The sequence below is a fragment of the Methylomarinum sp. Ch1-1 genome (genome assembly GCF_030717995.2).
GTDB classification, from domain to species: Bacteria; Pseudomonadota; Gammaproteobacteria; order Methylococcales; family Methylomonadaceae; genus Methylomarinum; species Methylomarinum roseum.
On sequence record NZ_CP157743.1, the window covers coordinates 2,850,792 to 2,875,881 of the forward strand.

At 50.3% G+C, this 25,090-nt stretch carries 26 protein-coding genes; 16 read left to right on the plus strand and 10 right to left on the minus strand.

Going from position 1 to position 25,090, the window contains the following annotated elements; translation table 11 throughout:
* Nucleotides 1–31: 31 nt before the first annotated feature.
* On the minus strand, nucleotides 32–1,522 hold the full coding sequence (locus tag Q9L42_RS13120; RefSeq protein WP_349431214.1) for a flagellar hook-length control protein FliK: 1,491 nt from the start codon (nucleotides 1,520–1,522) through the stop codon (nucleotides 32–34).
* Nucleotides 1,523–1,525: 3 nt separating this feature from the next.
* Nucleotides 1,526–2,404 carry an HDOD domain-containing protein gene (locus tag Q9L42_RS13125; protein ID WP_305907935.1) on the minus strand — a complete coding sequence of 293 codons (879 nt, stop codon included), beginning with the start codon at nucleotides 2,402–2,404 and terminating at the stop codon, nucleotides 1,526–1,528.
* A gap of 93 nt (nucleotides 2,405–2,497) precedes the next feature.
* On the opposite strand from Q9L42_RS13125, the gene prmB reads away from it, so the two are divergent.
* The 13 genes from prmB to Q9L42_RS13190 all read left to right on the plus strand — a co-directional run bounded on the left by prmB (nucleotide 2,498) and on the right by Q9L42_RS13190 (nucleotide 16,688).
* Nucleotides 2,498–3,427, plus strand: a complete 930-nt coding sequence (gene prmB / locus Q9L42_RS13130) for a 50S ribosomal protein L3 N(5)-glutamine methyltransferase (protein ID WP_305907934.1) — start codon at nucleotides 2,498–2,500, stop codon at nucleotides 3,425–3,427.
* 2 nt (nucleotides 3,428–3,429) lie between these two features.
* Nucleotides 3,430–4,518, plus strand: a complete 1,089-nt coding sequence (gene aroC, locus Q9L42_RS13135) for a chorismate synthase (RefSeq protein WP_305907933.1) — start codon at nucleotides 3,430–3,432, stop codon at nucleotides 4,516–4,518.
* Between the two features lie 292 nt (nucleotides 4,519–4,810).
* On the plus strand, nucleotides 4,811–6,001 hold the full coding sequence (locus Q9L42_RS13140) for an MFS transporter (RefSeq protein WP_349431215.1): 1,191 nt from the start codon (nucleotides 4,811–4,813) through the stop codon (nucleotides 5,999–6,001).
* A gap of 96 nt (nucleotides 6,002–6,097) precedes the next feature.
* Entirely contained in the window at nucleotides 6,098–6,712 is a 615-nt protein-coding gene (locus Q9L42_RS13145) for a MotA/TolQ/ExbB proton channel family protein (RefSeq protein WP_305907932.1), read from the plus strand.
* The gene (locus tag Q9L42_RS13150; RefSeq protein WP_305907931.1) at nucleotides 6,712–7,149 is read left to right on the plus strand and encodes an ExbD/TolR family protein; all 438 of its coding nucleotides are present in this window, start codon (nucleotides 6,712–6,714) and stop codon (nucleotides 7,147–7,149) included. Before Q9L42_RS13145 ends, Q9L42_RS13150 begins: the two co-directional genes overlap by 1 nt.
* Nucleotides 7,146–8,144, plus strand: a complete 999-nt coding sequence (lpxK, locus tag Q9L42_RS13155; protein ID WP_349431216.1) for a tetraacyldisaccharide 4'-kinase — start codon at nucleotides 7,146–7,148, stop codon at nucleotides 8,142–8,144. Before Q9L42_RS13150 ends, lpxK begins: the two co-directional genes overlap by 4 nt.
* A complete protein-coding gene (locus Q9L42_RS13160) occupies nucleotides 8,137–8,328 on the plus strand; it encodes a Trm112 family protein (RefSeq protein ID WP_305910200.1) in 192 nt (63 codons plus the stop codon). Before lpxK ends, Q9L42_RS13160 begins: the two co-directional genes overlap by 8 nt.
* Nucleotides 8,325–9,113, plus strand: coding sequence for a 3-deoxy-manno-octulosonate cytidylyltransferase (gene kdsB / locus Q9L42_RS13165; RefSeq protein ID WP_305907930.1), 789 nt, complete (start codon nucleotides 8,325–8,327; stop codon nucleotides 9,111–9,113). The genes Q9L42_RS13160 and kdsB overlap by 4 nt, the downstream gene beginning before the upstream one ends.
* 119 nt (nucleotides 9,114–9,232) lie before the next feature.
* Nucleotides 9,233–10,417, plus strand: a complete 1,185-nt coding sequence (gene alaC, locus Q9L42_RS13170; protein WP_349431217.1) for an alanine transaminase — start codon at nucleotides 9,233–9,235, stop codon at nucleotides 10,415–10,417.
* A 94-nt stretch (nucleotides 10,418–10,511) separates the two neighbouring features.
* Nucleotides 10,512–11,822: a homoserine dehydrogenase gene (locus tag Q9L42_RS13175; protein ID WP_349431218.1), complete on the plus strand. Its 1,311-nt coding sequence runs from the start codon at nucleotides 10,512–10,514 to the stop codon at nucleotides 11,820–11,822.
* A gap of 6 nt (nucleotides 11,823–11,828) precedes the next feature.
* Nucleotides 11,829–12,923: a threonine synthase gene (thrC, locus tag Q9L42_RS13180; protein WP_305907928.1), complete on the plus strand. Its 1,095-nt coding sequence runs from the start codon at nucleotides 11,829–11,831 to the stop codon at nucleotides 12,921–12,923.
* Nucleotides 12,924–13,032: 109 nt separating this feature from the next.
* Entirely contained in the window at nucleotides 13,033–14,778 is a 1,746-nt protein-coding gene (gene recJ, locus Q9L42_RS13185; RefSeq protein WP_349431219.1) for a single-stranded-DNA-specific exonuclease RecJ, read from the plus strand.
* 974 nt (nucleotides 14,779–15,752) lie between these two features.
* On the plus strand, nucleotides 15,753–16,688 hold the full coding sequence (locus Q9L42_RS13190) for a hypothetical protein (RefSeq protein ID WP_305907924.1): 936 nt from the start codon (nucleotides 15,753–15,755) through the stop codon (nucleotides 16,686–16,688).
* 69 nt (nucleotides 16,689–16,757) lie between these two features.
* Here the strand turns inward: Q9L42_RS13190 and Q9L42_RS13195 are convergent, their stop codons facing one another.
* Genes Q9L42_RS13195 through Q9L42_RS13215 form a run of 5 tightly spaced genes read right to left on the minus strand, consistent with a single transcriptional unit; the run spans nucleotide 16,758 to nucleotide 19,237 of the window.
* Nucleotides 16,758–17,759, minus strand: a complete 1,002-nt coding sequence (locus Q9L42_RS13195; RefSeq protein WP_349431220.1) for a peptidylprolyl isomerase — start codon at nucleotides 17,757–17,759, stop codon at nucleotides 16,758–16,760.
* 3 nt (nucleotides 17,760–17,762) lie between these two features.
* Entirely contained in the window at nucleotides 17,763–18,038 is a 276-nt protein-coding gene (locus Q9L42_RS13200; RefSeq protein ID WP_305907922.1) for a BolA family protein, read from the minus strand.
* A complete protein-coding gene (locus Q9L42_RS13205) occupies nucleotides 18,035–18,337 on the minus strand; it encodes a YciI family protein (protein ID WP_305907921.1) in 303 nt (100 codons plus the stop codon). The genes Q9L42_RS13200 and Q9L42_RS13205 overlap by 4 nt, the downstream gene beginning before the upstream one ends.
* Nucleotides 18,337–18,879, minus strand: a complete 543-nt coding sequence (locus Q9L42_RS13210) for a septation protein A (RefSeq protein WP_305907920.1) — start codon at nucleotides 18,877–18,879, stop codon at nucleotides 18,337–18,339. The genes Q9L42_RS13205 and Q9L42_RS13210 overlap by 1 nt, the downstream gene beginning before the upstream one ends.
* 25 nt (nucleotides 18,880–18,904) lie before the next feature.
* The gene (locus tag Q9L42_RS13215; RefSeq protein WP_305907919.1) at nucleotides 18,905–19,237 is read right to left on the minus strand and encodes a hypothetical protein; all 333 of its coding nucleotides are present in this window, start codon (nucleotides 19,235–19,237) and stop codon (nucleotides 18,905–18,907) included.
* A 158-nt stretch (nucleotides 19,238–19,395) separates the two neighbouring features.
* Between Q9L42_RS13215 and Q9L42_RS13220 the strand changes: the two genes are divergently transcribed.
* Both Q9L42_RS13220 and Q9L42_RS13225 read left to right on the plus strand, forming a co-directional pair.
* Nucleotides 19,396–19,704 (plus strand): DUF1244 domain-containing protein, encoded by a 309-nt coding sequence (locus Q9L42_RS13220; RefSeq protein ID WP_305907918.1) that lies wholly within the window; start codon nucleotides 19,396–19,398, stop codon nucleotides 19,702–19,704.
* On the plus strand, nucleotides 19,697–20,431 hold the full coding sequence (locus Q9L42_RS13225) for a class I SAM-dependent methyltransferase (RefSeq protein ID WP_305907917.1): 735 nt from the start codon (nucleotides 19,697–19,699) through the stop codon (nucleotides 20,429–20,431). The genes Q9L42_RS13220 and Q9L42_RS13225 overlap by 8 nt, the downstream gene beginning before the upstream one ends.
* Before the next feature lie 32 nt (nucleotides 20,432–20,463).
* Here the strand turns inward: Q9L42_RS13225 and Q9L42_RS13230 are convergent, their stop codons facing one another.
* On the minus strand, nucleotides 20,464–21,777 hold the full coding sequence (locus Q9L42_RS13230; RefSeq protein WP_349431221.1) for a TolC family outer membrane protein: 1,314 nt from the start codon (nucleotides 21,775–21,777) through the stop codon (nucleotides 20,464–20,466).
* Nucleotides 21,778–21,907: 130 nt separating this feature from the next.
* On the opposite strand from Q9L42_RS13230, the gene Q9L42_RS13235 reads away from it, so the two are divergent.
* Entirely contained in the window at nucleotides 21,908–23,155 is a 1,248-nt protein-coding gene (locus Q9L42_RS13235) for a hypothetical protein (RefSeq protein ID WP_349431222.1), read from the plus strand.
* On the opposite strand, the gene gltA is transcribed toward Q9L42_RS13235, so the two are convergent.
* Nucleotides 23,152–24,462: a citrate synthase gene (gene gltA / locus Q9L42_RS13240; protein ID WP_305907914.1), complete on the minus strand. Its 1,311-nt coding sequence runs from the start codon at nucleotides 24,460–24,462 to the stop codon at nucleotides 23,152–23,154. The two genes, Q9L42_RS13235 and gltA, sit on opposite strands and share 4 nt — an antisense overlap.
* Nucleotides 24,463–24,504: 42 nt before the next feature.
* The gene (locus Q9L42_RS13245) at nucleotides 24,505–24,699 is read right to left on the minus strand and encodes a hypothetical protein (protein WP_349432757.1); all 195 of its coding nucleotides are present in this window, start codon (nucleotides 24,697–24,699) and stop codon (nucleotides 24,505–24,507) included.
* Nucleotides 24,700–25,090 lie beyond the last annotated feature (391 nt).

Below are 25,090 nucleotides of genomic sequence, written 5' to 3' on the forward strand. Positions count from 1 at the left end.
GATGCGCGGTTTTGCATCCTTCGCCTTCCTCTCAAACTTTTTCGTTCAATAGATTTTTACCGGGCAATGGGGTGCTCGTCTGTTCCGGTTTGCCTTGCTGTACCTCCATCGGTCCCGGCTTGAGGCCGTTTTTTTCAAACTGCTGTTTTAGATAATCCAATTGCCGGTCGATTTTCGCGACGGTGGCGCTACTTTCGCTCCAGAAACGGGTGCTGATAAGGTTGTCGTAATAGCTGATTTTGCACTGTATTGTTCCTAATTCGGGCGGTGTGACGGTGATCTTGACCGACCAGCCGTTTTTTTGTCCCGCTGGTGCGGAGTTTTTTTCCTGTTCGATTGCTATCGTTACCTGATTAGCTTGCTGGTCATCGATAAACGGAAGCTCCAGCATCCATACTTGTTTATTGCCTTCCTCTTTCGGCAGCGTCTGGAGTTGATCGACAATGACCCTGGCCAGCGATTGCGTGGATTTCTGTAATAGCGCCTTCAGCATGTTAAGCTCATTGTTGGCTAGCTTTTGCTCCGTCTTAGGTTCGGTTTGCTGCTGCAACTGATCGATCAGTTTTAACAATCTCAATTTGAAATCTTGCTGTAGATCGATGTCGGTTTTGTCTTGAATTAGATGGCTTTCAAGAAAACGCCCGGATAGAGCGATTTGCTGTTTTAACGTTTCCACCTGAGTCAGCTGTGAGCGTTGCGGAAGCTGCTGCAGAATTTGTCGCGCCAGTCTCTTAAGCGTCTGCGGAATCTGCTCATTTTTTTCCAGCGCAGGCAGGGTTCTAATCAGTTGATTGATCACGGCGCCGGCAGGTTCTTGCTGCGGTAAATAGCGTTTTAAGGCCGCGTGAACGACTTGGTCGGTCACTGTCGCGGTATTGTTTTGCACAATTTTTAACTGGACCTGATCGCCGCTTTTGACCGCCTCCAGCGTGATCAGCTGGCCCGGTTTCGCCGTTGCCCAAGGCGGCTGTTTGCCGTCGGCCGAGGTGACGAACTGTTTATCGGACAGCGTTAACATTTGCGGCGTTTTCACGTTTTCTTTATGGCCGCCTTCGACGACGGATGCCATGCCGGTCAGCTGCTCGGCGCCGGCCACGGTCACTTGCATCTGCAAACGCTGGCCTTGCGGCAATTGTTGCAATAATGCCGATGTTTCTTTTAGGCTGCTGGCTTGCGGTAAAACCTGTTTCAACAGGAGTTCGGAAGAAGACCGATAAGCGGAGGGGGGGTGTTGATTCTGTTGACCCGGCGTCTCTGTCTGCGCAGCAACGACTTTGAATTCAATCAGCGGGCTTAATTTGACGACTTGCAGCGTCAGCTTTTGTCCGGCCTTTATATCGACGGGTTTATCGCTTTGGGTCTGCAAAATTTTATTGCCTAACTGTAACGCCAAGTTATTCTTGGCGACATCGGCGTCGACGACCTTGACGTCCAGATATTGGTTTAACTGCAGCAATGAGGTGTCGAGTCGGCCTTTACCAGCGGGCAACGATAAGGATGGCAAAGGCAGCTTGATGTCCATCAACTAGCTGAGCATTTGTTGGATATGATCGATTTCGTCCCTGGCCTGATCCAGAATGTTGATGCTCTGGTCCGCATCGAGATGGCCGGCCGCCAGTTTTTTATAGGCGGGGAGCTGGTCCATTTTCGGCATTTTCTTGATATCGATCTTGCCGATATAGCTGTGTAGCTGGGATATCATCACGATATCGGTATAGTCGGCTTCCGGGCCGCCATCGCGGTACCAGTCCTCCGAATGATTGATGACATCTTCAAAGTCGCTGGGGAAATCCCATTTGCGGATAATCTGTATGCCGATGTCATTTTTCAGCTCCTTGATGGTTTCGGCAAGATCCTTGGGATGGGTCAGGATATCGGCATTTTTATCCGCGTAAGCCAGAATTGGCACGACACCGATATCGTGTATCAGGCCGGCCAGCATCGCCCGGTCGGGATCGAAGCCGGGCGTTTTATGGGCAAAAACCGCGCTGATCGCCGCGACATAGCTGCTGTGCGTCCATAAATCCTGCATCTTGCGCCGAATGATATGGGATTTGGCGGTGAAAACGGCTTTCATCGCAAATGCGGTAATGATGTTCTGAGACACTTTCAGGCCCAGACGCGTCAGGGCCTCGGGGCAACTTTCAATTTTCCTGCGGCCGCGATAAAGGGGGCTGTTGGAAATTTTGATCAGCCGTGCAGTGATGCTGGGGTCGATCTGTACGACTTTGGCGATTTTACTGTTATTCGCTTTTTTATCATTGATCGCCCGTCGAATCTTGAAGGATACATCTGGAATGGTCGGCAATGCCAGTTTGTCGGACTGCATATATTTGTAGCAATCCAAATATAAACGGTTCTTGGCGAGATTGGCGGATTGTGGAGGGGTTACGGGGTCGGACATAAAAATTTTTGCTTTATTCGGACAAGCCAGTACAGTTTAGTTTAAAATTCATGCTCCGGTTGATCCAGATTCATTGAAAATTAATTATAAGCCATGAACACAACATCAGCAGATGTTATCACAACACTTAGCAGCATCAGGGACTATATTCGCTGGGGCGCCAGTCAGTTCGCCGCCAATCGGGTTTTTCTAGGACATGGCACGGTCACGGCGCTGGATGAGGCGGCGGCGATTGTATTGCATACACTGGATCAACCCTATAATCTGGCCGAGACTTATTTGGACACTATGTTGACGATGGAGGAAAGAGAGGCCGTCGTCGACCTGATTCGAAGAAGAATCCGCGAACGCAAACCGTCCGCCTATTTGACTCACGAGGCGATATTCGCCGGTTTGCCGTTTTATGTCGACGAGCGGGTGCTGGTGCCGCGCTCTCCGCTCGCTGAACTGATAGAGGAACGTTTCGATCCCTGGATCGATGAGGAGCGTGTCTTCAATGTCCTTGATCTGTGCACCGGCAGCGGCTGTATCGCCATCGCCTGCGCCTATGCTTTCCCGGAGGCGCAGATCGATGCGGTGGAATTGTCCGACGACGCCTGTGAGGTTGCCCGGATCAATATCGAAAAACATGATCTCGCCGATCAGGTCACGCTGCATCAATCGGATTTGTTTACGGCGTTGCCTCGGAAACCCTACGATATCATCGTCAGCAACCCGCCCTATGTCAGTGTTGAGGAATGGGAAGGGTTGCCGCCCGAGTTTCATGCCGAACCAGCAATGGGCTTCAAGGGAGGCGTTAGCGGACTGGATCTGGTATTGCGCATACTGGTCGATGCAGGTCGTTATTTGACGGAGCACGGCATACTCGTGATCGAAGTGGGCAGCAGCTCAGAAACCTTACAGCATTTATTCCCGGAAGTGCCTTTTTACTGGCTGGAATTCGAACGCGGCGGCGACGGCGTGTTTCTGTTAACGGCCGAACAGCTCAATCACTATCATTCTTTATTTGCCAACGCTTTATAACGATGTCTGGAAACTCAATAGGAAAATTATTCACTGTCACTACATTCGGCGAAAGTCACGGTCCGGCCCTGGGCGGCATAGTCGACGGATGTCCCCCCGGCATGGAGTTGTCTGAAGACGATTTGCAGATCGACCTGGACAGAAGAAAGCCGGGTACGTCGCGGCATACCACGCAACGGCGCGAGGCCGACCAGGTGAAAATTCTATCCGGAGTTTTCGAAGGAAAAACCACCGGCACGCCAATCGGCTTGCTGATCGAAAATACCGATCAGCGTTCCAAGGATTACAGCAAAATCGCCGATACCTTTCGTCCAGGTCATGCCGATTACAGCTATCAGCATAAATACGGTTTCCGCGACTATCGCGGCGGCGGTCGCTCCTCGGCGCGGGAAACGGCGATTCGGGTGGCGGCCGGCGCGATCGCGAAAAAATACCTGAAACAGCAGTTCAATGTTGAAATTCGCGGGTATTTATCACAATTAGGGCCAATCAAGATCGAAAAAATCGATTGGGATGTCATCGATAGCAATCCTTTCTTCTGCCCCGATGCCGATAAGGTGGCTGAACTGGAAGCCTATATGGATGCATTGCGTAAGGAAGGGGAGTCGATCGGCGCTCAGGTCGATGTCGTCGCCCGCAATGTGCCGCCCGGTTTAGGGGAGCCGGTGTTTGACCGCCTCGATGCCGAATTGGCTCATTCCTTGATGAGCATCAATGCGGTCAAAGGCGTCGAAATCGGCGACGGCTTCGCCTGTGTCGACAGCAAGGGCACCGCCTTTCGTGACGAAATCACCCCGGAAGGGTTTTTAAGCAATCATGCCGGCGGCGTGCTCGGCGGCATTTCGACGGGCCAGGACGTCGTTGCCAGAATCGCCTTGAAACCGACCTCCAGCCTGCGTCTTCCCGGCAAAAGCATTAACCGGCACGGCGAGAGCATCGAGGTAGTCACCCATGGACGCCATGACCCCTGTGTCGGCATCAGGGCGACGCCGATCGCCGAGGCGATGATGGCGATCACGCTGATGGACCATCTGCTGCGGCACCGGGCGCAGAATATCGACGTCGATGCCGGCTTGCCGGTTTTGCGTTAACAGGGCAGGTGGTATAGACATCCTTTTCGGTTTGGATAGGATGTCTACAGCGCTTAAAATTATTGTCTTTAATCAGCGTGGTTTTAGTGGTTTTATAAGAGGGAGTCGATTATTGATTTATCGGGCTGTCTGCAACAGGACGTTGCAGTCAGAGCTTACATGTCATTTTCGTCTGACGAATTGTCTGCTTTAGCAATCGCATGAATTCTTAGGTATTTTGGTCGAGTAGATCGGTATTTTTTAATGTCTTTACCCGCCATTAGAATAATGGTGCTGTACTAGCGGCTAAACAGTGACTTCCCCTATCAAACAGCATGAATCGGTCTGCATGACATTGCCATATTGGCGACTCTCCGCTTTTTATTTTTGTTATTTCGCGACGCTGGGCGGCTTTTTACCGTACTGGAGTCTGTACCTGAAAAACACCGGGTTTTCGGCGCTCGAAATCGGCGAACTGTCGGCTTTAATGGTCGCGACCAAGATCATTGCGCCGAATTTATGGGGCTGGATCGCCGATCATACCGGTAAAAGCCTCAGGGTTATCCGTATCGCGTCGTTCTTCGGTGCGTTGTTTTTTTCCGGCTTCCTGTTCGCCGAAGGCTATCTCCACTATGCGGTGATCACGGTCTGCTTCAGTTTTTTCTGGAATGCAGCGCTGCCGCAATTCGAGGCCGCCACCTTGTTTCATCTGAAGCAGGAATCGCACCGCTATAGCCAGATCAGGCTGTGGGGGTCGGTGGGCTTCATCGCCTCGGTACTGGGCATAGGCAGCTTGTTGGAATTATTTGACATCGCTTATCTGCCTTGGCTGATCATCGTGTTGCTGAGCCTGATCTGGTTGGTTGCCATGATTACGCCGGAAGCGCGGGCCAGTCATTCCCAGCAGGATGGCCTCGGTCTGTGGCATATCCTGATGAAACCGGAAGTATTGGCTTTCTTCGTGGTTTACATGTTGTTGCAATTGGCCCACGGCCCTTATTATGTTTTTTACTCCATTTATCTGAATCAATACGCTTATTCGGCGACAATGATCGGCCTGCTCTGGGCTCTGGGGGTCTGCGCGGAAATCATCCTGTTCATCTTCATGAAAAGGCTGCTGTCGAAGATCAGCTTGCGGACTATCTTACTGTTCAGTATTTTTCTCAGCATCGTCCGCTGGTGGATGATAGCCCATTTTCCGGAGTCGCTAATGCTGATGGTCGCAGCCCAGTTGCTGCATGCCGCCACCTTCGGCTCGTCGCATGTTGCGGCGATACATCTGGTGCATCATTATTTCGGCAGCCGACACCAAGGCAAAGGCCAGGCTTTATACAGCAGCATGAGCTTCGGCTTGGGGGGCATGCTGGGGAGTCTCTACAGCGGCTATCTTTGGGATTCTTTCGGCGCCACCTTTGTCTATTCGATGGCGGCCGCTTCCTGTTGCCTGGCTTTCTTGATCGCCTTCTTCTGGGTCGGGCGAGAAAAACAAACGCTAATGCGTTAAAATGGCCGCCGTTTTGATGTATAAATGCGCACGACGAAGTTGCTCTCAGCTGTCGTGTATGACTCTATATCTGGTTGTTAACAAAGGAATAAATACGTGTTTGAATTGATTAAAAATGGCGGCTGGATGATGTTGCCGATTATTCTGTGCTCGATCGGTGCAATGGGTATTATTGGCGAGCGCTTCTGGTCATTGCAACGCAAGAAAATCTTGCCGGCGGAGCTGGTTCCAAGCATATGGCAATTGCATCGGGATAATAAGCTCGACGATGTGACGTTGCGCCGAATCAAGGTTAGTTCGCCGCTGGGAGCGGTGTTGTCGGCTGGACTCGCCAACAGTGAACACGGCCGGGAAATGATGAAGATCAGTATCGAGGAGGCCGGGCGACAAGTGGTGCATGATTTGGAGCGTTATCTCAATTCACTGGGCACCATCGCTTCAATTACGCCGTTACTGGGCTTGCTGGGGACCGTCATCGGCATGATCAAGGTTTTTTCCGCGATCATGGTGCACGGGGTCGGCGATCCGGGCGTGTTGGCCGGCGGCATTTCCGAGGCATTGATTACCACCGCGGCCGGATTGACCGTCGCGATTCCCAGCTTGATCTTTCATCGCTATTTTGAACGTTTGGTTGATGAGTATGTGGTCAAGATGGAAGAGGAGTCTTTGCATCTGATTGACGTCATGCATGGTGACAGAGAGGAAGCCTGATGGATTTTCATCGCCGAAAAAGACCGCCGCTGGAGATCTCGATCACGCCGATGATCGATGTGGTGTTTTTGTTATTGATTTTTTTCATGGTCACGACGACCTTCAATCGGCAAACCGAGTTGAAAGTGAACTTGCCGGAAGCGCACGGCGTAGAGAGCGATAGCAAAGAAAAGATCATCACGTTGATGATCGATGAGGACGGCACCTATTTTTTGTCCGGCGACGATGGCAAATTTCATCAGTTGATCAATCAAAAATTGTCGACATTGAAAAGAGCGTTGAGTCAGGCGGCCGGCAATTCCAGACGGATCCCCTTCGTCATTAGCGCCGACGGCAAGACGCCGCATCAGGCCGTCGTTAGCGCTCTGGATATCGCCAGTCAGCTGGGGTTCAAGCGCATTACCTTCGCTACCAAAAGCGTGCCGACGACGCCATGAAAAAAACCTTGGCTCGATGGTGGCAGGATGTATGGTATGGAGAGAGGTATTTCTCTATCTGGATCGCGCCTTTGTCGATGATTTATCTGGACATCATCCGTTTACGTCGTTTTTTATATCGTAAGGGCTTGCTTAAGTCGACAAAACTGCCGGTTCCTGTCATCATCGTCGGCAATATCAGCGTCGGCGGCACCGGCAAGACGCCGCTGGTAATCTGGCTGGCCAAGCTGTTGAAACAAAAAGGTTATCGTCCCGGGATAATCAGCCGTGGGTATGGCGGCGCAGCGAAGAACGAACCGGTTATCGTGGAGGCGGACAGCCAACCTGGCATCGTCGGCGATGAGCCCTTGGTGATCGTTAAACACAGCGACTGCCCGATGGCCGTTTGCCGCAACCGGGTTGCGGCGGCCCAACTGCTAACCGGGCTGCATCAATGTAATATCATTATTTCCGATGACGGCCTGCAACATTATGCTTTAGAACGGGATATCGAAATCACGGTGATCGATGGCGAACGCCGTTTTGGCAACGGCTATTGCCTGCCGGCTGGACCGCTCAGAGAACCGCTGGAACGTCTACGCGAAGTCGACTTGGTGATCGTCAATGGCGTCGCCGTGGAGGAAGGGGAGTATTCGATGCATTTTGTCGGCGCCGAGGCGGTTTGTCTGAAAACCGGTGAATCCGTGCCGCTGCGGGAATTTTGCGGCCAAGGACTACATGCCTTGGCCGGCATCGGCAATCCGAACCGTTTTTTTAACTTACTCGACCAGGCCGGTCTGAGTTTTGAGGGGCGGGCGTTTCCCGATCATCATCAGTTTACCGCCGCCGATATTGAATTTGATGATGATAGACCAGTGCTGATGACCGAAAAAGATGCAGTCAAATGCCTGAAATTTGCCGGTGAAAAACATTGGTATGTTCCGATCGATGCTGAACCGCAAGCGGAGTTCAGCGAGCAATTATTAACTTTATTGAAAGAAAAAAAACATGGATAAAAAATTACTCGATATTCTGGCCTGTCCCATTTGTAAAAGCTCCTTGATCTATGACAACGCCAAACAGGAATTAATCTGCAAGGCCGACCGCTTGGCCTTTCCGATACGCGACGACATTCCGGTGATGCTGGAGGATGAAGCGCGCGAATTATCCAATGAAGAAATAGACGCATTAAAAAAATGAAGAAGACGGCATTCAAGGTCGTGATTCCGGCCCGCTTCGGTTCCACCCGTTTGCCCGGCAAACCCTTGCTCGATATTGCCGGTAAGCCGATGATCGCCCATGTTTGCGCCCGCGCGCTGGAAGCTCAGGCAGAGCAGGTGGTGGTCGCTACCGATGATCGACGCATCTATAGTGCTGTCGAAACGCTGGGTCTGCAGGTCGTGATGACCGATCCCAACCATGCTTCCGGCAGTGAAAGAATCGCTGAGGTAGCGAGTGTTCTGAAATGGCGGGACGAGGACATCATCGTCAATCTGCAAGGCGACGAACCGCTGATACCGCCGGACTATATTAACGAGGTGGCCGATGCCTTGGCCGGTCAAGAACTGGCCGGCATGGCTACATTGGCGGCGCGGATTGATGATCAGGCCGAAATCTTTAACCCGAATGCCGTCAAGGTGGTGTTGGACAAGGACGGTTACGCGCTTTATTTCAGCAGGGCGCCTATTCCGTGGGAACGAGGCGCCTTTCCGGAGCGCGCCGACTTGAGCAATGAGGCACAGCCTTTTTTAAGACATATCGGCATGTACGCCTATACCGTCGAGTTTTTAACGCGTTATTGCGACTGGCCGGCGTCTCCGTTGGAGGCGGTCGAGTCGCTGGAACAGCTGCGGGTGTTGTGGCATGGGGGAAAAATACGCGTTAACACGGTCGCGCAAACGCCGCCGGCCGGCGTCGACACCGAGCAAGACTTACACCGCGTGGAACGGCTAATGACCGAAACCCACTTTCATGCCTATCCATGACCTCAGGTCAATTCATCGAAATGCCAAGCAGTCCCGAATTGGCTGATTGACAAGGGTATGTAAAAACACTACCTTAAACAGTTTGCCAATTTTATAGTCATAACTTTTTAGAGTCGTTAATGGAAGAATTTCATCGAATCAGTCGTCTCCCGCCTTATGTTTTTAATATCGTCAATGAATTAAAAGCCAAGGCCCGTTCCGAGGGTGAAGATATTATTGATTTTGGGATGGGGAATCCCGATCAACCGACGCCCAAGCATATCGTCGACAAAATGGTTGAGGCGACCGTTCGCTGCGACACTCACCGCTATTCCGTTTCGAAAGGCATACCCCGTTTACGCAAGGCCATTTGCAATTGGTACAAAAATCGGTTCGATGTCGATTTAAATCCGGAAACCGAGGCGATCGTCACGATCGGTTCCAAAGAAGGACTGGCTCACCTGGCGTTGGCCACCTTGGGGCCGGGAGACATCGTGTTGGTGCCGAATCCTGCCTATCCGATTCATCCCTATGGCGTCGTCATCGCCGGCGCCGATTTACGCCATGTGCCTCTGGTGCCCGGAGTGGACTTTTTTGAAGAGTTGGAAAGGGCTATCGAGGACTCCTGGCCGAAACCGAAGATGCTGATTCTGAATTTTCCCGGCAACCCGACCACGCAATGCATCGAATTGGATTTCTTCGAAAAGATCGTTGCTGTGGCCAAAGAGCATAATATCTGGGTGGTCCATGACATCGCCTATGCCGATATCGTGTTTGACGGCTATAAGGCGCCATCGATATTACAGGTCGAGGGGGCGAAAGACGTCGCGGTGGAATTTTTCTCGTTATCGAAAAGCTATAACATGCCCGGTTGGCGGGTTGGTTTCATGTGCGGAAACCCCCAGTTGGTGGCGGCCTTGACCCGGATCAAGTCGTATATGGATTACGGCACTTTTACGCCGATTCAGGTGGCCGCCATTACCGCGTTGGAAGGGCCGCAGGATTGCGTAAAGGAAATCTGCGAGATGTACAAAAATCGCCGTGACGTACTATGCGACGGGCTGAATGCGATGGGCTGGCGGGTCGAAAAACCGAAGGCTACGATGTTTGTTTGGGCGCCGATTCCCGACGCCTACAAGGATATGGGGTCGGTTGAATTCAGCAAAAAAATGATTATCGATGCCAAAGTCGCGGTTTCGCCGGGCATCGGTTTCGGCCAGCACGGCGATAGTCATGTGCGCTTCAGCCTGATTGAGAATGAGCACAGAACTCGGCAGGCGTTGCGCGGCATTCGCAATATGCTGAAGAAAGACAACGTAGTATAATAGCCGGCTGTTGAGCTAATCGCATGCTTGGCGCCGCCTGAATTATTAGCGGCGCGCTTTGCAAAAAAGAGAATTTACAGTTTGGGAGTGACATTTGAAACCGGTAAAAATTGGTATATTGGGTTTAGGCACAGTCGGTGGCGGCACCGTCAATGTGTTGAAGCGGAACGCAAAAGAAATCGCCCGCAGGGCGGGACGGGAGATCATCGTGACCCGTGCTCTGGCGAGAAACCTGGACCGGGAACGCATTTGTGATACCGATGGCATTGCCTTGACCGCCGACCCGTTCGACATTATCAATGACCCGGAAATCGAGGTTGTGCTGGAATTGATCGGTGGCGAAACCCTGGCGAAGGACTTGGTGTTGCAGGCGATCGAAAAAGGCAAGCACGTGGTCACCGCCAACAAGGCCTTGATCGCGTTGCATGGCAACGAAATTTTTCGCAAGGCCAGCGAGAAGGGCGTAATGGTGTTGTTTGAGGCGGCGGTCGCCGGCGGCATTCCGATCATCAAGGCGATACGAGAAGGCTTGAGCGGCAACCAGATCGAGTGGCTGGCGGGCATCATCAACGGCACCGGCAACTTCATTTTGACCGAAATGCGCGATAAAGGACGTGATTTCGGCGACGTCTTGGCCGAAGCGCAAGCCTTAGGCTACGCGGAAGCCAATCCTATTTTCGATGTTGAGGGCATCGATGCCGCTCACAAGCTGACCATTTTGGCGTCTATCGCATTCGGCATTCCGCTGCAATTCGACAAGATTTTTACCGAAGGCATTAGCAAGATCACCCGTGAGGATGTCGAATACGCCGAACAGCTGGGCTATCGCATCAAACATCTGGGCATCGCCCGAAAAACCGAGAAGGGCATCGAATTGCGCGTGCATCCGACGTTGATTCCGGAACGCCGCTTGATCGCCAATGTCGATGGCGTGATGAACGCGGTGTTGGTCAAAGGGGATGCGGTCGGTCCAACGCTCTATTACGGCGCCGGCGCCGGCGCCGAGGCGACCGCTTCCGCAGTGGTCGCCGATGTCGTCGATGTCGTCCGTGCGCTGACCAGCGATCCTGAAAACAGGGTGCCGCATTTGGCCTTTCAGCCGGAGGCGATAGTCGATATTCCGGTGTTGTCGGACGAAGACTTCCGCACCGCCTATTATCTGCGCCTGACGGTGGAAGATAAACCCGGCGTGCTGGCCGATATTACCCATATTCTCGCCGATCATAATATCAGCATCGAGGCGATGATCCAGAAAGAACCTCACGAAGGCGAAGCGGTGCTGCCGATCATCATGCTGACCCAGTTGACGCTGGAAAAAGAAATGAATGCCGCAATTAGCGAAATTGAAGCATTATCTACCGTCACCGGCAAAGTTTGCCGCATTCGTCTGGAATCCTTGAAATAAATAATTATGTCTATTCGTAAACGATACACAGGTTTAATTGAAAATTATAAAGACCGTTTACCGGTGAGCGATAATACTCGCTTCATCAGTCTCGGTGAAGGCAACACGCCACTGATACAGTTGCAAAATATCCCCAGGCTGATCGGTAAGGATGTCGATATTTATGTTAAATACGAAGGTTTGAATCCGACCGGTTCATTCAAGGATCGCGGCATGACGATGGCGGTGACCAAGGCGGTGGAAGAAGGCAGCCAGGCCATCATCTGCGCCTCCACCGGCAACACCTCGGCTGCGGCGGCCGCCTATGCGGTGCGCGCCGGCATCAAGGCTTTCGTGTTGATTCCGGAAGGCAAGATCGCGATGGGAAAATTGGCGCAAACCTTGATGTACGGCGCCGAAATCATTCAGATCAACGGCAATTTCGATGCCGGCATGGCGTTGGTTAAGGAAGTGGCCGACCATGCCCCGGTCACGATCGTCAACTCGATCAATCCGTTTCGTATCGAAGGTCAGAAAACGGCGGCCTTCGAAATCGTCGACGAACTGGGTTGCGCTCCTGACTTTCATTGTTTACCGGTCGGCAATGCCGGAAATATTACCGCCTACTGGAAAGGCTATTCCGAATACGCCAGCGATTTCGAAGGGCATAAGGCGGTGACCGATAAACGCCCGGTCATGTGCGGTTATCAGGCCGCCGGCGCGGCGCCATTCGTCACCGGAAAAATGGTCGATAATCCGGAGACCGTCGCCACGGCGATACGCATAGGCCATCCCCAATCTTGGGATAAGGCCTGGAATGCGCAGAAGGAATCCGGCGGCTGGTTTGATGCGATGAGCGACGAGCAGATTCTTGCCGCTCAGAAAATGCTGTCCCAGTTTGAAGGTATCTTCTGCGAACCGGCATCGGCTGCATCGCTGGCGGGCGCATTACAAGATATCGGAGCGGGTAAAATTCCGGAAGGTAGCAAAATCGTCTGTACATTGACCGGCAATGGATTGAAGGATCCGGATACCGCGATAGGCCAATGTAAAGACACCCATCCGGTAACCATCGATGCGACCCTGGATGCGGTGAAGAAAGCGATTCTGGATCACATGTAAGTCTCGCCGAGGCGATTAAATACCGTCATGCGGCCAGCCGCCGTGATACTCATCGTTTCTTTTGGTGTCTAACATAAGCCGGCGACAGCCGGCTTTTTTATCGTAAGCCATGTATTATCAGGGTGTTAAAAAAAATATCGTTCTGCGTCCGGAAGGCAAGAAACATCTGCAACTGGAGGGACTCGACCCGCTGTTAAAACGCATTTTCAGCAGCCGCGGCGTCACGAAAGCGGAACAACTGGAGCGCTCGTTGAACAAATTGCCGTCGCCCTGGTTGCTGAGCGGCATCGAGGACATGGTCGGACATTTGCAGACCGCGTTGAAGGAACGGCAAAGAATCGCCATCGTCGCGGATTTCGACGCCGACGGCGCCACCAGCTGCGCAGTGGCTTTGCGCGGCTTGACATTGCTAGGCGCCCAATACGTTTCTTTTGTCGTACCCAATCGTTTTGAATATGGATACGGCCTGACCCCCGAAATCGTGGCGCTGGTCAAACAACAGAATCCCGATGTCATCGTCACCGTCGATAACGGCATTTCCAGCATAAGCGGGGTCGAGGCCGCACGTCAGGCCGGTATAAAGGTCTTGATCACCGATCATCACCTTCCGGGAGAGCAGTTGCCCGATGCGGAGGCCATCGTCAATCCCAATTTGCCTGACGATAAATTTCCCAGCTCCAACATCGCCGGCGTCGGCGTCATATTCTATGTCTTGATGGCCTTGCGCAGCCGCCTGCGCGAACGGAATTGGTTTCAACAGCAACATATTGCCGAACCTAATTTGGCCCAATTGCTGGATCTCGTCGCATTAGGCACCGTCGCCGATGTCGTCGCCTTGGATCAGGTCAATAGAATCCTGGTGCATCAAGGGTTGCTGCGCATACGCTCGGGGCAATGTCACCCGGGCATTCCCGCTTTAGTCGAAATTTCCGGCCGTAAACTGACTAACATTCATGCGTCCGACCTCGGTTTCGCGATCGGGCCGCGCTTGAATGCTGCCGGCCGCATGGATGATATGTCACTGGGCATTCAATGCCTGCTCAGCGATGACCCGGAATATTGCAAACAAGTCGCACAACAACTTGATGAGCTGAACCAGGACCGTAAAGACATCGAAGGGCAGATGAAAAAAGAAGCCATGCAGCTGCTGTCGGAAATGAAGGCCTTAGATGAAAAGCATTTACCGTCCGGCGTATGCCTGTTCAACCAGGATTGGCATCAGGGTGTCATAGGTATACTGGCCTCGCGCATTAAGGATCGGTTGCACAGGCCGGTCGTCGCTTTTGCTCCGGCCGATAACGGCGAGATCAAGGGCTCGGCTCGCTCGATCAACGGCGTCCATATCCGCGACGTATTAAGCGAAGTAGCGGCAAGACACCCGCAGTTGTTGAGCAAGTTTGGCGGCCATGCGATGGCGGCCGGATTAAGTATCAAAATGCATGATTATCCACCATTCGCGTTGGCATTCGATGAAATTGTCAGCGAGAAGTTGGAACATGCGGACCTGGAGCAGAAAATTTATTCGGACGGCGAACTGCAGGAAAGGCAATTAACGATGGAATTCGCCGAATTGCTCCGAAATTCGGCCACCTGGGGGCAGGAATTCCCGGAACCTGTTTTTCACGGTCAATTCGAGGTTATTCAGTGCAGAATAGTGGGGCAGCATCATTTAAAGTTTGTACTCAGACCCGACAATTGTTCGTTATTGATCGACGCCATCGGCTTTTTCGTCGAACAACCGGAAAGTTGGTTGGGATGCCGTTTACTGAAAGCGGCGTATAAGCTGGACATCAACGAATACCGAGGGAATCAAAGCATACAACTGATGCTGCAGTACTTTGAAAAATTAAAATGAATCAGCTGGCTTCATAGGATTTAGCGCTGCTGATAAATAATTTCCCAGCCTGAGCTTCTCAACCATAATATTATAAACAAGCAGAGCAACGGATTAATAAAATAGTATATTTATACTATAATCTATTTTATTGGTACTAAATTTAACACACCCCGAAGCACAGAAGTGTATTAAATACAAAAACCTTAATTTAAGCTAAAAATCAAATAGGGAAGGAGACTCATCTGCTAAAGAACAATATTTTATTCATGACCGTATGATGAGTTGAGCCAAGGTCGTGATCACTATAGCTAGCCATTAGTCTACATTTTCTCTAATCTTAGCCAAATCAATTAACTTATCGGTTGAGCAGGGCTCCCCTTGCGCCGCGGCTTCGCCAAAGTCTGCCCGTAGGAGGCCCGCCCTCGGGCCGAATGGCTCTTTTCGCGCCGAGGGCGGCGCTCCTACGCAAAGCACCGTCTTGCCTTCGGATGTTGAACAGCGTGAAGCGCATCAAAAACCGGTGCGGGTAGGGCGGATTAAGCGCAGCGGATCCGCCATTGTAGGGCGGCTTCGCGAAGCAAGCCGCCAAACCCCGCCACCGGAGGCAAAATTAGCCGTTGTGCGTATCCAGGCGGATTGCCTGGCGGCGAATCCTGTTGCATGTCAATGTAGCCTTGTCTTCGGATGTGCTGAACAGCGTGAAGCGCATCAAAAAGCGAGGAGTTGCGTTTAGCTTGATGCGTATGGCTTACAAAGCCCGGCCCGCTCAAGATCCACTACGTTATAATTCATGTCGGGCCCCTGTTTTATTCCGTTTAAAAATGACCGCTGTATACGACACCTTGGAAAGGAGAGGAGTCCATATCTTCATTCTGCCTGGCGTATTTGTTGTTAAATTCTGCTTTGCCACTCATTCATTTAATGAAGTAATCCTGATCGGTTGAGAAGAATGCATTAAAATAGTATAAATATACTATTTTAATGCGAAATTTATGGCGAGTTTACATTCTGAATTACGCGCGGATCTGGCTCGAGCTTATCACAATCTGTTGCAACATAATCAAGCGTTGTCCGAGGCCATCCTGAACGAGACCCAGTTTCCAGCCTGGATCGATGGCCATGAGCGCTTATTGCCTGCCGATTGGCGATCCGCGCGCATGGCTATTGTAGACATGGTCAATGAAACGATGTTTGAAGATCATGAAGCATCCGGAAAGGATACTAGACAGATGCCGGGGGTGATCGCTTGTTCCGAACACACGCTGCAGCAACTTGAACGATTAAATCTGGCTAAGAAGGAGCTACAGAAAATCTTGATGGCCATGGATAAGATTATGTTGGAAATCCCGTCATCGGAAAGCGATCAAATGGTCAAGGTTCCGTTATCGAGGAAGGCCTTGTCCGATATGGGGCTTGCCAGGTTAAACCGGATACAAGTCTGTCGTAAATTTATTTCGGTATCTTATCCTTTGGAATATGCCGGTTTTTTCTGGAATCGCTATGTTCCTTCGGTGAGGCTTACCGCCAAACAAATTATCGAAGATAAACTGCGAGCGCTAGGCAGCGAAGACCCTGAAGATCCGAGCGATCAGCGTTTGCAACATGATTATCGTTTAATGCGCAGCTTGCGGGGCAATGAATATCTCGCGTTGATCAAGACGGAGATCGTTCACCGCAGGGTGAATTTGGTTCGGGTTATAGCGGACAAATATCGACAATGTCCTGAGAAATGTCAGCGTTTGGCCTATGCGCCAATTTTTTATTTACATGATGCCGATTTCCAGATTCCACGGATCAGGCCGTTGCCGCAATCCGTTCAGGATCAAAACGCGCGGCGAAAGCGTTCCGATGTCGAGATCGATGAAGAACCGTTTTTGTTGACCCTGAATGTGCATCGTTATAAACCACCGAAGTTTGCCGACGAGTAAAAAAACGCCCCCAAAGATTGATGGAGGCGTTTGTACGATTGCCAGCCGTTTTAGTTGGCTTCGCGATTGTTATTCAGCTGGCGTAGCTGCTTTCTCTTCGCTTTGCTCGCTTTCGCTTGCTGGAGCTTCGGGTTCTTGCGGTTCTGTTGTAGTCTCTGATTTTACTTCGGTTTCTACTTGTTCTGTCGCTTCGGCAGCTGCGGCCGGCTCCGCCTCAGCTTTTTCCGCGCTCGCCGGCAGCAGAATTTCCACTTTAGCCTGATTGCGCAGATTTTCCATCATAGCTTGAACTTTCTGGCGTTGCAGCATTGGACGGATCTGCTCTTTAACCGCTTCAAGCGGAGGTGGAGTCTGTGCTCTTGAATCCTCTCTTAAGATCACATGCCAGCCGAACTGAGTCTCGACCGGTTCGGTGCTGAATTTCCCATTCTCCATCGCAATGACCGCTTCAGAAAAAGGCGCTACCATTCTGTCGGCGGTAAACCAACCTAGATCGCCGCCTTGGGGGCCTGAAGGACCCGTCGACTTGCTTTTCGCCAATTCAACAAAGTCGGCCCCTTTATTCAGTTCGTCGATCAACTGCTTCGCTTCTTCTTCGCTTTTGACCAGAATGTGGCGAGCCTTATACTCGGTGCCGGCATTGCCCATTTTCGAATCATATTCGGCTTTGATTTCGTCATCGGTCACCGGATTGGATTTCAGATAATTCTGTAAGGCGGCTTGCGACAGTAGGGAGTTCTTGATCGTGCTCAAGCGCTCGACGACTTCAGGCGATTGGTCCAGTTTTTTCTCCAGCGCCTCTTGCACCAATAATTCGCGTTGAATCAATTCTTCGATCAATTGTTCCTTGGGAAACGACGATTGACCATGACTGCGCTGCTTGATGTCGTTTTCCAGAGCCTGCAGGCTTTGCTTACTGATATATTTGCCGTTGACCACGGCGACTGCGTCTTCTTTAGAGACTGCCGGAGCCGCCGGCTCAGCTCCCCCCGCATTATTGGTTTTTTCTTCAAAACAACCGGGCAATAAAGTGGTGCTAGCGAGGATGATCGGAATCAGTTTTTTATTCATTTATCATTTTCCTTCATTGTGTTCAGTGGGGGTTAATGCATTAATGCCCAGCGCATGAATTTCTTCTTTCATCATGTCGCCTAGCGCTTTATAAATTAATTGGTGTCGCTGCACCAACGACTTACCGGCAAAGCTATCTGCAATGATAGTCACATTGTAATGCCCGCCGCCTTGTGCCGCACCTAAATGTCCGGCATGAGCCGCACTGTTATCGATGACTTCGATCAGTTCCGGGTTTAGAGCTTCAGTTAATTTTTGCTTGATAGTTTCAGATCTCATTGAGGAAATACCTGTTTGAATGGTTTCACGGTGACACGGGCGTAAACACCAGCCTCGATATAAGGATCGGCGTCGGCCCAGCTTTGCGCTTCGCTCAAGCTGTTGAACTCGGCTACGACCAGGCTGCCGGTGAAGCCGGTTTCGCCGGGGTTGTCACTGTCTATGGACGGATGCGGGCCGGCTAAGACCAGGCGTCCTTGGTCCTGTAAATGTTGCAAACGTTGCAGGTGAGCAGGGCGGGCCGACTGTCGTTTTTCCAAACTCTTTTCGACGTCCTCGCTTAGGATGGCATATAACACTATTCTTTTTCCTCTGTTTCGGGCAGATATCTATATAAATAAATCATTTGTAAAATGATGAATACGACCATCAGGCCTGGCACGACAAAGGTTTTGAAGCTGACCCAATCATCGGTATTGAAGGAATACATCACATACAAATTAAGACAGCCGACCCCCATGAAAAATGCGGACCAGATCAAGTTCAATCTTCTCCATACTTTTCCGGGCAATTCCAGATTAGCGCCCATCATACGTTCGACAAAGGGTTTGTGGCCGATAAATTGGCTGCCGAGAAAGGCGAGCCCAAACAACCATTCGATGATCGTTAGTTTCCATTTAATGAAGTTTTCATCCTGCAAATAGATGGTCGCTCCGCCCATGACGACGATGAGCACCAGCGTAATCCATTGCATTTTCTCGACCTTTCGGTATTTGAGCCAGGTGATGGCGACCTGGACAATCGTTGCAACGATGACGACGCCGGTCGCGACATAAATGTCATACAACTTATAGGCGATAAAAAACAGTATGATAGGGATAAATTCGAGTAATTGCTTCATGAGTTATATAGCAGAATCTGCTTGTTCAGACGTAAAGATCGATCCCGGCTAATCGGGTTCGTTGTTCCTGTAATGGACTATTTACCGTTTCGCTGTAGGCATTCAGGGCTTTGACTATACGACTGTTGGCGGGTAAATTTTCTGACGCGAGTGACACAGATTTAAGCTGTTCTAGTTGTTGTTCCAGTTGTTCGGGATTGACAATGCCGTTTTCAGGCTGACGCGCAATGCTTGCTTTGTCTTGTTCATTTGAATTAAGTTCCTTATTCGCAGTTAACTTGGCGTTATTGGTTTGAGCGGCCGTTGATGGGGTCGTCGAAGCCGGTAACAAAGCCAGAGATGAACTATGTATTTCCACGAGTGATGTCTATCGATGCATTTAATTTTTATGTAACGCGGCTCACTAAAAAACGCCGGATTTCATCTGCGTTGAGCGTAATTGTAAAATCTTTGGGCGCCAATGTACATTAACTGAAACATGTTTCTGTTAGAATAGCAGGATTTTAAGGATTTATGATGAACGAAGATAACAAAATCGAATATGAGGCCGCCGCCTTCAGACACTTGTTGAAACATTTGCAAGAGCATAGCGAAGTGCAAAATATCGACTTGATGATTCTGGCCAATTTCTGTCGTAATTGTCTGGCCAAGTGGTATGTCGAAGCCGCTGCCGAACGAGGCGATACGCTCGATTATGAACAGGCCAGGGAAATCGTTTACGGCATGCCCTATCCGCAATGGAAGGAAAAATTTCAACGCGAAGCGACGCCTGAACAATTAGCCGCCTATCAACGCAAACAAGAGGAAAAACAAACGCATGACTAGTCAGCAACAATTTGACGCCATGTTTTCCGGCGTCATTGGGCAAGATTATCAGCTGCTCAAGCTTATTTGTCCTTTAGCCACGGAAATGAGCCGTCTGGTCGGCGAAGCCGTCAAGACCTTTGGGGCTTCCGCTACCAGCGAAGATATACACGTCCTGGAGTTGGGCGGCGGAACCGGCATCACCACGTTATCGGTCTTATCCGCCGATGACCGAGTCAAGGTATTGAGCGTCGATAATGAGCCAACTATGCAACAACAGGCCAAAACCAATCTGCAAAGTTGGCAGGAACAGGGGAGGGTGACATTTTCCAGCGATGATGCCTTGACCGCCTTGCAAAATATCGCCTCCGATAGTATCGATATGCTCGCCTCGGCTTATACCTTGCACAATTTCGAACATAGCTACCGGGAACAGGTGATCAACGAAATCTACCGGGTGTTAAAAAAGGACGGTCAATTTATCAACGGCGACCGCTACGGCCTGGATGACATTTCAGCCCATACCGTGAAGATACAGCAGGAAGTCGCGGGCTACTTCAAGGTCCTCACCGAACATCAGCGTCTGGATGTGCTGGAACATTGGATCATACATTTATTTAGCGACGAATCGGAAAATCATGTGATGCGTGAAAGCGTTTCCTTGCAGCAATTGGCCGATGCCGGATTCACCGATATCCAATTATCGAACCGCATGGAAGTCAATGCCTTGGTGACGGCGCGGAAGTAGTGTGAGCTGACTTTGTCAAATAGCCGACCGGGCTAGCGTTGCAAGAATTTGTTGACTTCCTGCAAATCAGCCTCGCTCAAACTGCCGGCGGCTTCTTTTAACTTGATGCCGTTGATTAAATAATCATAGCGACTGCGGGCGTAATCCCTTTTCGATCGAAACAGATTGCGCTGTTCGGCCAGCACATCGACCATGGTCCGGGTGCCGACTTCTAAACCGGCCTCGGAGGCCTCCAAAGCGCTTTGCGACGATTTAACGGTCGCCGTCAGCGCTTTTACCCGACTGAGGCTGGCCAACACGCCGCGATAGGCATTTCTAACCTGACGGGTGACCGTTCTTTTAACCTTGGTCAGATCTTCTTTTTCGCGTTGATAGTCATACTGGGCTTGCTGGGTGCGGGAATAGACGCCGCCGCCTTCGAAAATAGGCAGGTTCAGTTGCAAGCCGACGCTTTGCGTGTCGCCTCGCAAGCCAAAGGTACTGGTATTATCCTGGACGTTATAATTGGCGACGATATCGATGGTCGGCAAATGGGCGCTTTGTTGCAACCTGATTTCTTTTCTGGCCACCTCGGCCTGGTTTAATTGAGCCACGATATTGAAATTATTATTTTGCGCCGAATTCGCCCACAAGGATATATCGTCGGGTTCGGGGCGATTCAAGATGATTTTTTCATGCAGAGGATTTAAATCTGCCTGATTATCGCCGATCAGTTCGCGCAGGCCTTCCTTGGCGTCATCGAGTAAATTGGCGGCCTCAATTTCATTGGCTCTAGCCTGGTCATAGGCCGCCTGCGCTTCATAGACGTCGGTAATCGCGATTAAGCCGACTTCGAAGCGCTGTTTCGCTTGCTCCAGTTGCTTGGCAATGGCTTTTTTTTCTGCAACCGTGAACTCAAGGTTATCCTCGGCTGCCAGAACGTCGAAATAGGCTTCTGCTGTTCTGACGATCAAGGCCTGATATTCCGCCTGATATTGAGCCTCCGCCTGGGCGATGCGATTGTCGGATTGGCCCAGTTGCACCCAATGCCCCCAGTTGAACACCGGTTGTGTGAAATTGAAGGTTATGCCATGATTCCAAAAGTTTTGGGTGCCGGCGCGCTGGAACGTGGCCTTTTTGTTATTCAATCTGTCCCTGGAACTGGATGCGGAAACCGATATATTTGGCAGCATCTGGGCGATGCTTTGTGATTTAAATTCCGCCGTTGAAAACTGATTGAGATAGGCGCTTTTAAATTGCGGATCGTTTTCCAGAGCCAGTTGATAGGTTTCGATTAAATCTTGAGCATATCCCTGTTGAATAGGCAATGTTGCCAACAAAACAGCAGCAATTTTTAATTTGAACACAATCTACCCCGTTTCAGAAAAACTAAATTGTAATGGCTAACAAGCCGCAAATACAGTTTTTTGACGAATTACTTTAGAATGGCATCAACTATCAGAACATAATCCCTTTTTACGAGCCATCGATATTGTTATGAAGCAGACACTGACAACACTCGTTTTATTGACTCTCGCTATAACCCTCAATGGTTGTGCAAGTTTTGGAAGAGGCATAACCGAAGCGATTATGGAAAAACAACAGCAAGAGGACACCCGCTTATGCGAAATTCGAGGACATGCTTTCGAAGGTTTAAAGCCAAACCTTGAAGTCGAGGGGAGTAAAATGAAAGTCCTGATGGTTCATGGGGTAGGGGATCACTTGCCGGGCTACGCCACCGAATTTTTTGAGAAATTGGCCAAAGAACTCGATTTAACGGTGACAGCGACAAAACATAAAAATATCGCCCTAAGTTCTCCAAACAATGGCGAAAAAAAACTGGGCAATCTGCGCATCAACCGCTACCTGAACAAAGAACAAAGCCAAGAATTACTGCTTTATGAACTGACATGGTCGGAAATTACCGCCGAGGAAAAAAAGGTTCTGTCTTATGATAATTCCGGGGAATATTCCTTCAGGCGCGCCGAAGTCAACGATTTATTAAAGAAGTTTTCCAATGATACCGGCCCTGACCCGATTATCTATCTGGGTGATAGCCGCGAAGATATCCTGGTCGCCTTCGAACAATCGTTATGCTGGATGACCAGCGGCAATTGGAATGATTTGCCCGATGAAGTCCACCAGAGCTGTCAGTGGCAAAACATCGACTCGATCTATAACGATAATTACGCTTTTGTCTCTCATAGCCTAGGCAGCCGCATCACCATCGACGGCTTACAAAGAATCGCTTCGTTATTTGGTGGCCCGCAAACTGATCAGCTGCATTGGGATTTAGTGACTGCTTTAAAAAGCAAGGAAATCCCCATTTATATGATGTCCAATCAATTGCCGATGCTGCAATTGGGACGGAAATTACCGGAAGTCAGCAATCAGCATGACACCTTTTGTGAGCCTGAAGGTGAAAAGTATGACGAACGGATGCTGGCCAAAACGCCGATCATCGCGTTTAGCGATCCTAACGACTTGCTGAGTTATGCGATACCGGAGAATTTCATCAACAATTATCTGGACTCCAGACTCTGCATCAGTGTGACCAATGTCATTATCAACGTCGCGACAGTCTATGATGTGTTCGGGATGGGGAAAATGGCAAATCCCTTGGATGCCCATATCGGTTACGACACCGATGATAGGGTGGTTGGACTGATCGCTAAGGGCATCGGTCATAATAACACCGCCGAAGCCGTCAAACAGCGCTGTCATTGGATTGAAACGATAGATTAAGCGCTGTTCTCTCGTTCGCCGATCGACAACACGTCGCGCTGGGTTTTCCCGGTATAGAGTTGACGCGGACGGCCAATTTTATGTTCCGGGTCGGAGATCATTTCATCCCAGTGCGCTATCCAGCCGACGCTACGGCCCATGGCAAACATCGCGGTAAACATGTTGACTGGTATTCCCAAGGCCCTGAGGACGATGCCTGAATAAAAATCGACATTGGGATAGAGTTTTTTCTCGATGAAATACTCATCTTCCAGCGCGATGCGCTCGAGTTCCAATGCCAGCTTGAATAAGGGGTCGTCATGCAAGCCTAACTCATCAAGCACCTCATGACAGGTTTGCCGCATCAGTTTTGCTCGCGGGTCGTAGTTTTTATAGACACGGTGGCCGAAGCCCATCAGTCGGAAGGGGTCGTTTTTATCTTTGGCTTTTTCCAGGTAATGACTGATATTTTCAGAATCGCCGATCTCCAGCAGCATATTCAATACCGCTTCGTTGGCGCCTCCGTGCGCCGGTCCCCATAGGCATGCAATGCCCGAAGTGAGACAGGCATAAGGATTGGCTCCGCTGGAGCCGGCTAAGCGTACCGTTGAGGTCGAAGCGTTTTGCTCATGGTCGGCATGTAGAATCAAAATTCGGTCCAAGGCTTTAACCAACACCGGATTTTCATGATATTCCTCACAAGGATTACCCAACATCATGCGCATGAAATTTTCGACATAGCCTAAGTCATTGCGAGGATACATGAAGGACAGACCGATACTGTATTTATAACTCATCGCCACGATGGTCGGGATTTTGGCGATAATTCTTATCGCGCTTAGATCCCTGTTGGCCTTAGAACGTATATCCAAGGCATCGTGATAAAAAGCCGATAGCGCACCGACCACAGCAACCATGATCGCCATCGGATGAGCATCGCGTCGAAACCCTTGAAAGAAATAACTGAGTTGATCATGCAACAACGTATGATAGGTCACCTGTCTGACAAAGTCATCATACTGCTTCTGCGTAGGTAATTCTCCATTTAACAATAAGTAGCTGACCTCCAGGAATGAACATTTTTCGGCCAGTTGTTCAATCGGATGACCGCGATATAATAGGATACCGGCTTCACCATCGATATAGGTGATTTCCGAACGGCAGCTGGCGGTCGAGGTAAAACCAGGGTCGTAAGCAAAAAGCCCGCTTTGTTGATAGAGAGCTCGAATATCGACAACATCGGGCCCCACCGAACCGGACAACCGCGGCAGGCTATAAGCGTTCAAGCCATCGTCATCGGATAGAATGTAATTGCGTTTGCTACTCATAACTAGGTTCTCCGTGAAAGGATGTAAGCGAATGGGAAACGATTAACATAATTGCATATCCGCCTGGCTAATCGGTCCCGATTTGGCGATTAACGCGCGAGCCGCGTCGACGTATTCCCAAACCTTCCATAACAATACGCCTCGCACTCGATTTTCCTGCTGATAATAGAGGACGTCTTTCTTAAAGGGCTCGTAACTATTCAGTATCTTTCGGGTTTTAGGCAGTAGGTCATTGATTTCTCAGGACGCGTTCACCCAGCACCTAAATAAACGACGATTATAAATCATTGCCAATAGTCTATGGTATTTAGGTGCTGGGTGAATACTTCCATGTAAGCTCTGACTGCAACGTCCTGTTGCAGACAGCCCGATAAATCAATAACCTACTCCCTCTTAGTAAAGCTACGCTGAATAATTACAAGGGCTCTTCCTCTACGAGGATGCCATTGTCCACCGCTAATCCAGCCTGTTTGAATAAGCGTACATTTTGGAATCGATGGACCGTATTCCTTATTACCTCCTCATTGATGAAAGACCGTCGCCTCGAAGAGGGGCCGGCATGTTATTACGACTTAACAATTTGCTTGCGGTTCCTGGAAAATTTGCTGAAACAGCAATGGTTTGCAGG

Excerpts from the sequence above, each read along its gene's own strand:
- Q9L42_RS13235 (WP_349431222.1), top strand. The coding sequence starts at position 21,908 with ATGAAGCAGACACTGACAACACTCGTTTTATTGACTCTCGCTATAACC.
- prmB (WP_305907934.1), top strand. The coding sequence starts at position 2,498 with ATGAACACAACATCAGCAGATGTTATCACAACACTTAGCAGCATCAGG.
- Q9L42_RS13190 (WP_305907924.1), top strand. The coding sequence starts at position 15,753 with ATGGCGAGTTTACATTCTGAATTACGCGCGGATCTGGCTCGAGCTTAT.
- lpxK (WP_349431216.1), top strand. The coding sequence starts at position 7,146 with ATGAAAAAAACCTTGGCTCGATGGTGGCAGGATGTATGGTATGGAGAG.
- Q9L42_RS13120 (WP_349431214.1), bottom strand. The coding sequence starts at position 1,522 with ATGGACATCAAGCTGCCTTTGCCATCCTTATCGTTGCCCGCTGGTAAA.
- Q9L42_RS13220 (WP_305907918.1), top strand. The coding sequence starts at position 19,396 with ATGAACGAAGATAACAAAATCGAATATGAGGCCGCCGCCTTCAGACAC.
- recJ (WP_349431219.1), top strand. The coding sequence starts at position 13,033 with ATGTATTATCAGGGTGTTAAAAAAAATATCGTTCTGCGTCCGGAAGGC.
- Q9L42_RS13160 (WP_305910200.1), top strand. The coding sequence starts at position 8,137 with ATGGATAAAAAATTACTCGATATTCTGGCCTGTCCCATTTGTAAAAGC.
- Q9L42_RS13125 (WP_305907935.1), bottom strand. The coding sequence starts at position 2,404 with ATGTCCGACCCCGTAACCCCTCCACAATCCGCCAATCTCGCCAAGAAC.
- thrC (WP_305907928.1), top strand. The coding sequence starts at position 11,829 with ATGTCTATTCGTAAACGATACACAGGTTTAATTGAAAATTATAAAGAC.
- Q9L42_RS13150 (WP_305907931.1), top strand. The coding sequence starts at position 6,712 with ATGGATTTTCATCGCCGAAAAAGACCGCCGCTGGAGATCTCGATCACG.
- gltA (WP_305907914.1), bottom strand. The coding sequence starts at position 24,462 with ATGAGTAGCAAACGCAATTACATTCTATCCGATGACGATGGCTTGAAC.
- Q9L42_RS13195 (WP_349431220.1), bottom strand. The coding sequence starts at position 17,759 with ATGAATAAAAAACTGATTCCGATCATCCTCGCTAGCACCACTTTATTG.
- Q9L42_RS13200 (WP_305907922.1), bottom strand. The coding sequence starts at position 18,038 with ATGAGATCTGAAACTATCAAGCAAAAATTAACTGAAGCTCTAAACCCG.
- Q9L42_RS13225 (WP_305907917.1), top strand. The coding sequence starts at position 19,697 with ATGACTAGTCAGCAACAATTTGACGCCATGTTTTCCGGCGTCATTGGG.
- Q9L42_RS13210 (WP_305907920.1), bottom strand. The coding sequence starts at position 18,879 with ATGAAGCAATTACTCGAATTTATCCCTATCATACTGTTTTTTATCGCC.
- aroC (WP_305907933.1), top strand. The coding sequence starts at position 3,430 with ATGTCTGGAAACTCAATAGGAAAATTATTCACTGTCACTACATTCGGC.
- kdsB (WP_305907930.1), top strand. The coding sequence starts at position 8,325 with ATGAAGAAGACGGCATTCAAGGTCGTGATTCCGGCCCGCTTCGGTTCC.
- alaC (WP_349431217.1), top strand. The coding sequence starts at position 9,233 with ATGGAAGAATTTCATCGAATCAGTCGTCTCCCGCCTTATGTTTTTAAT.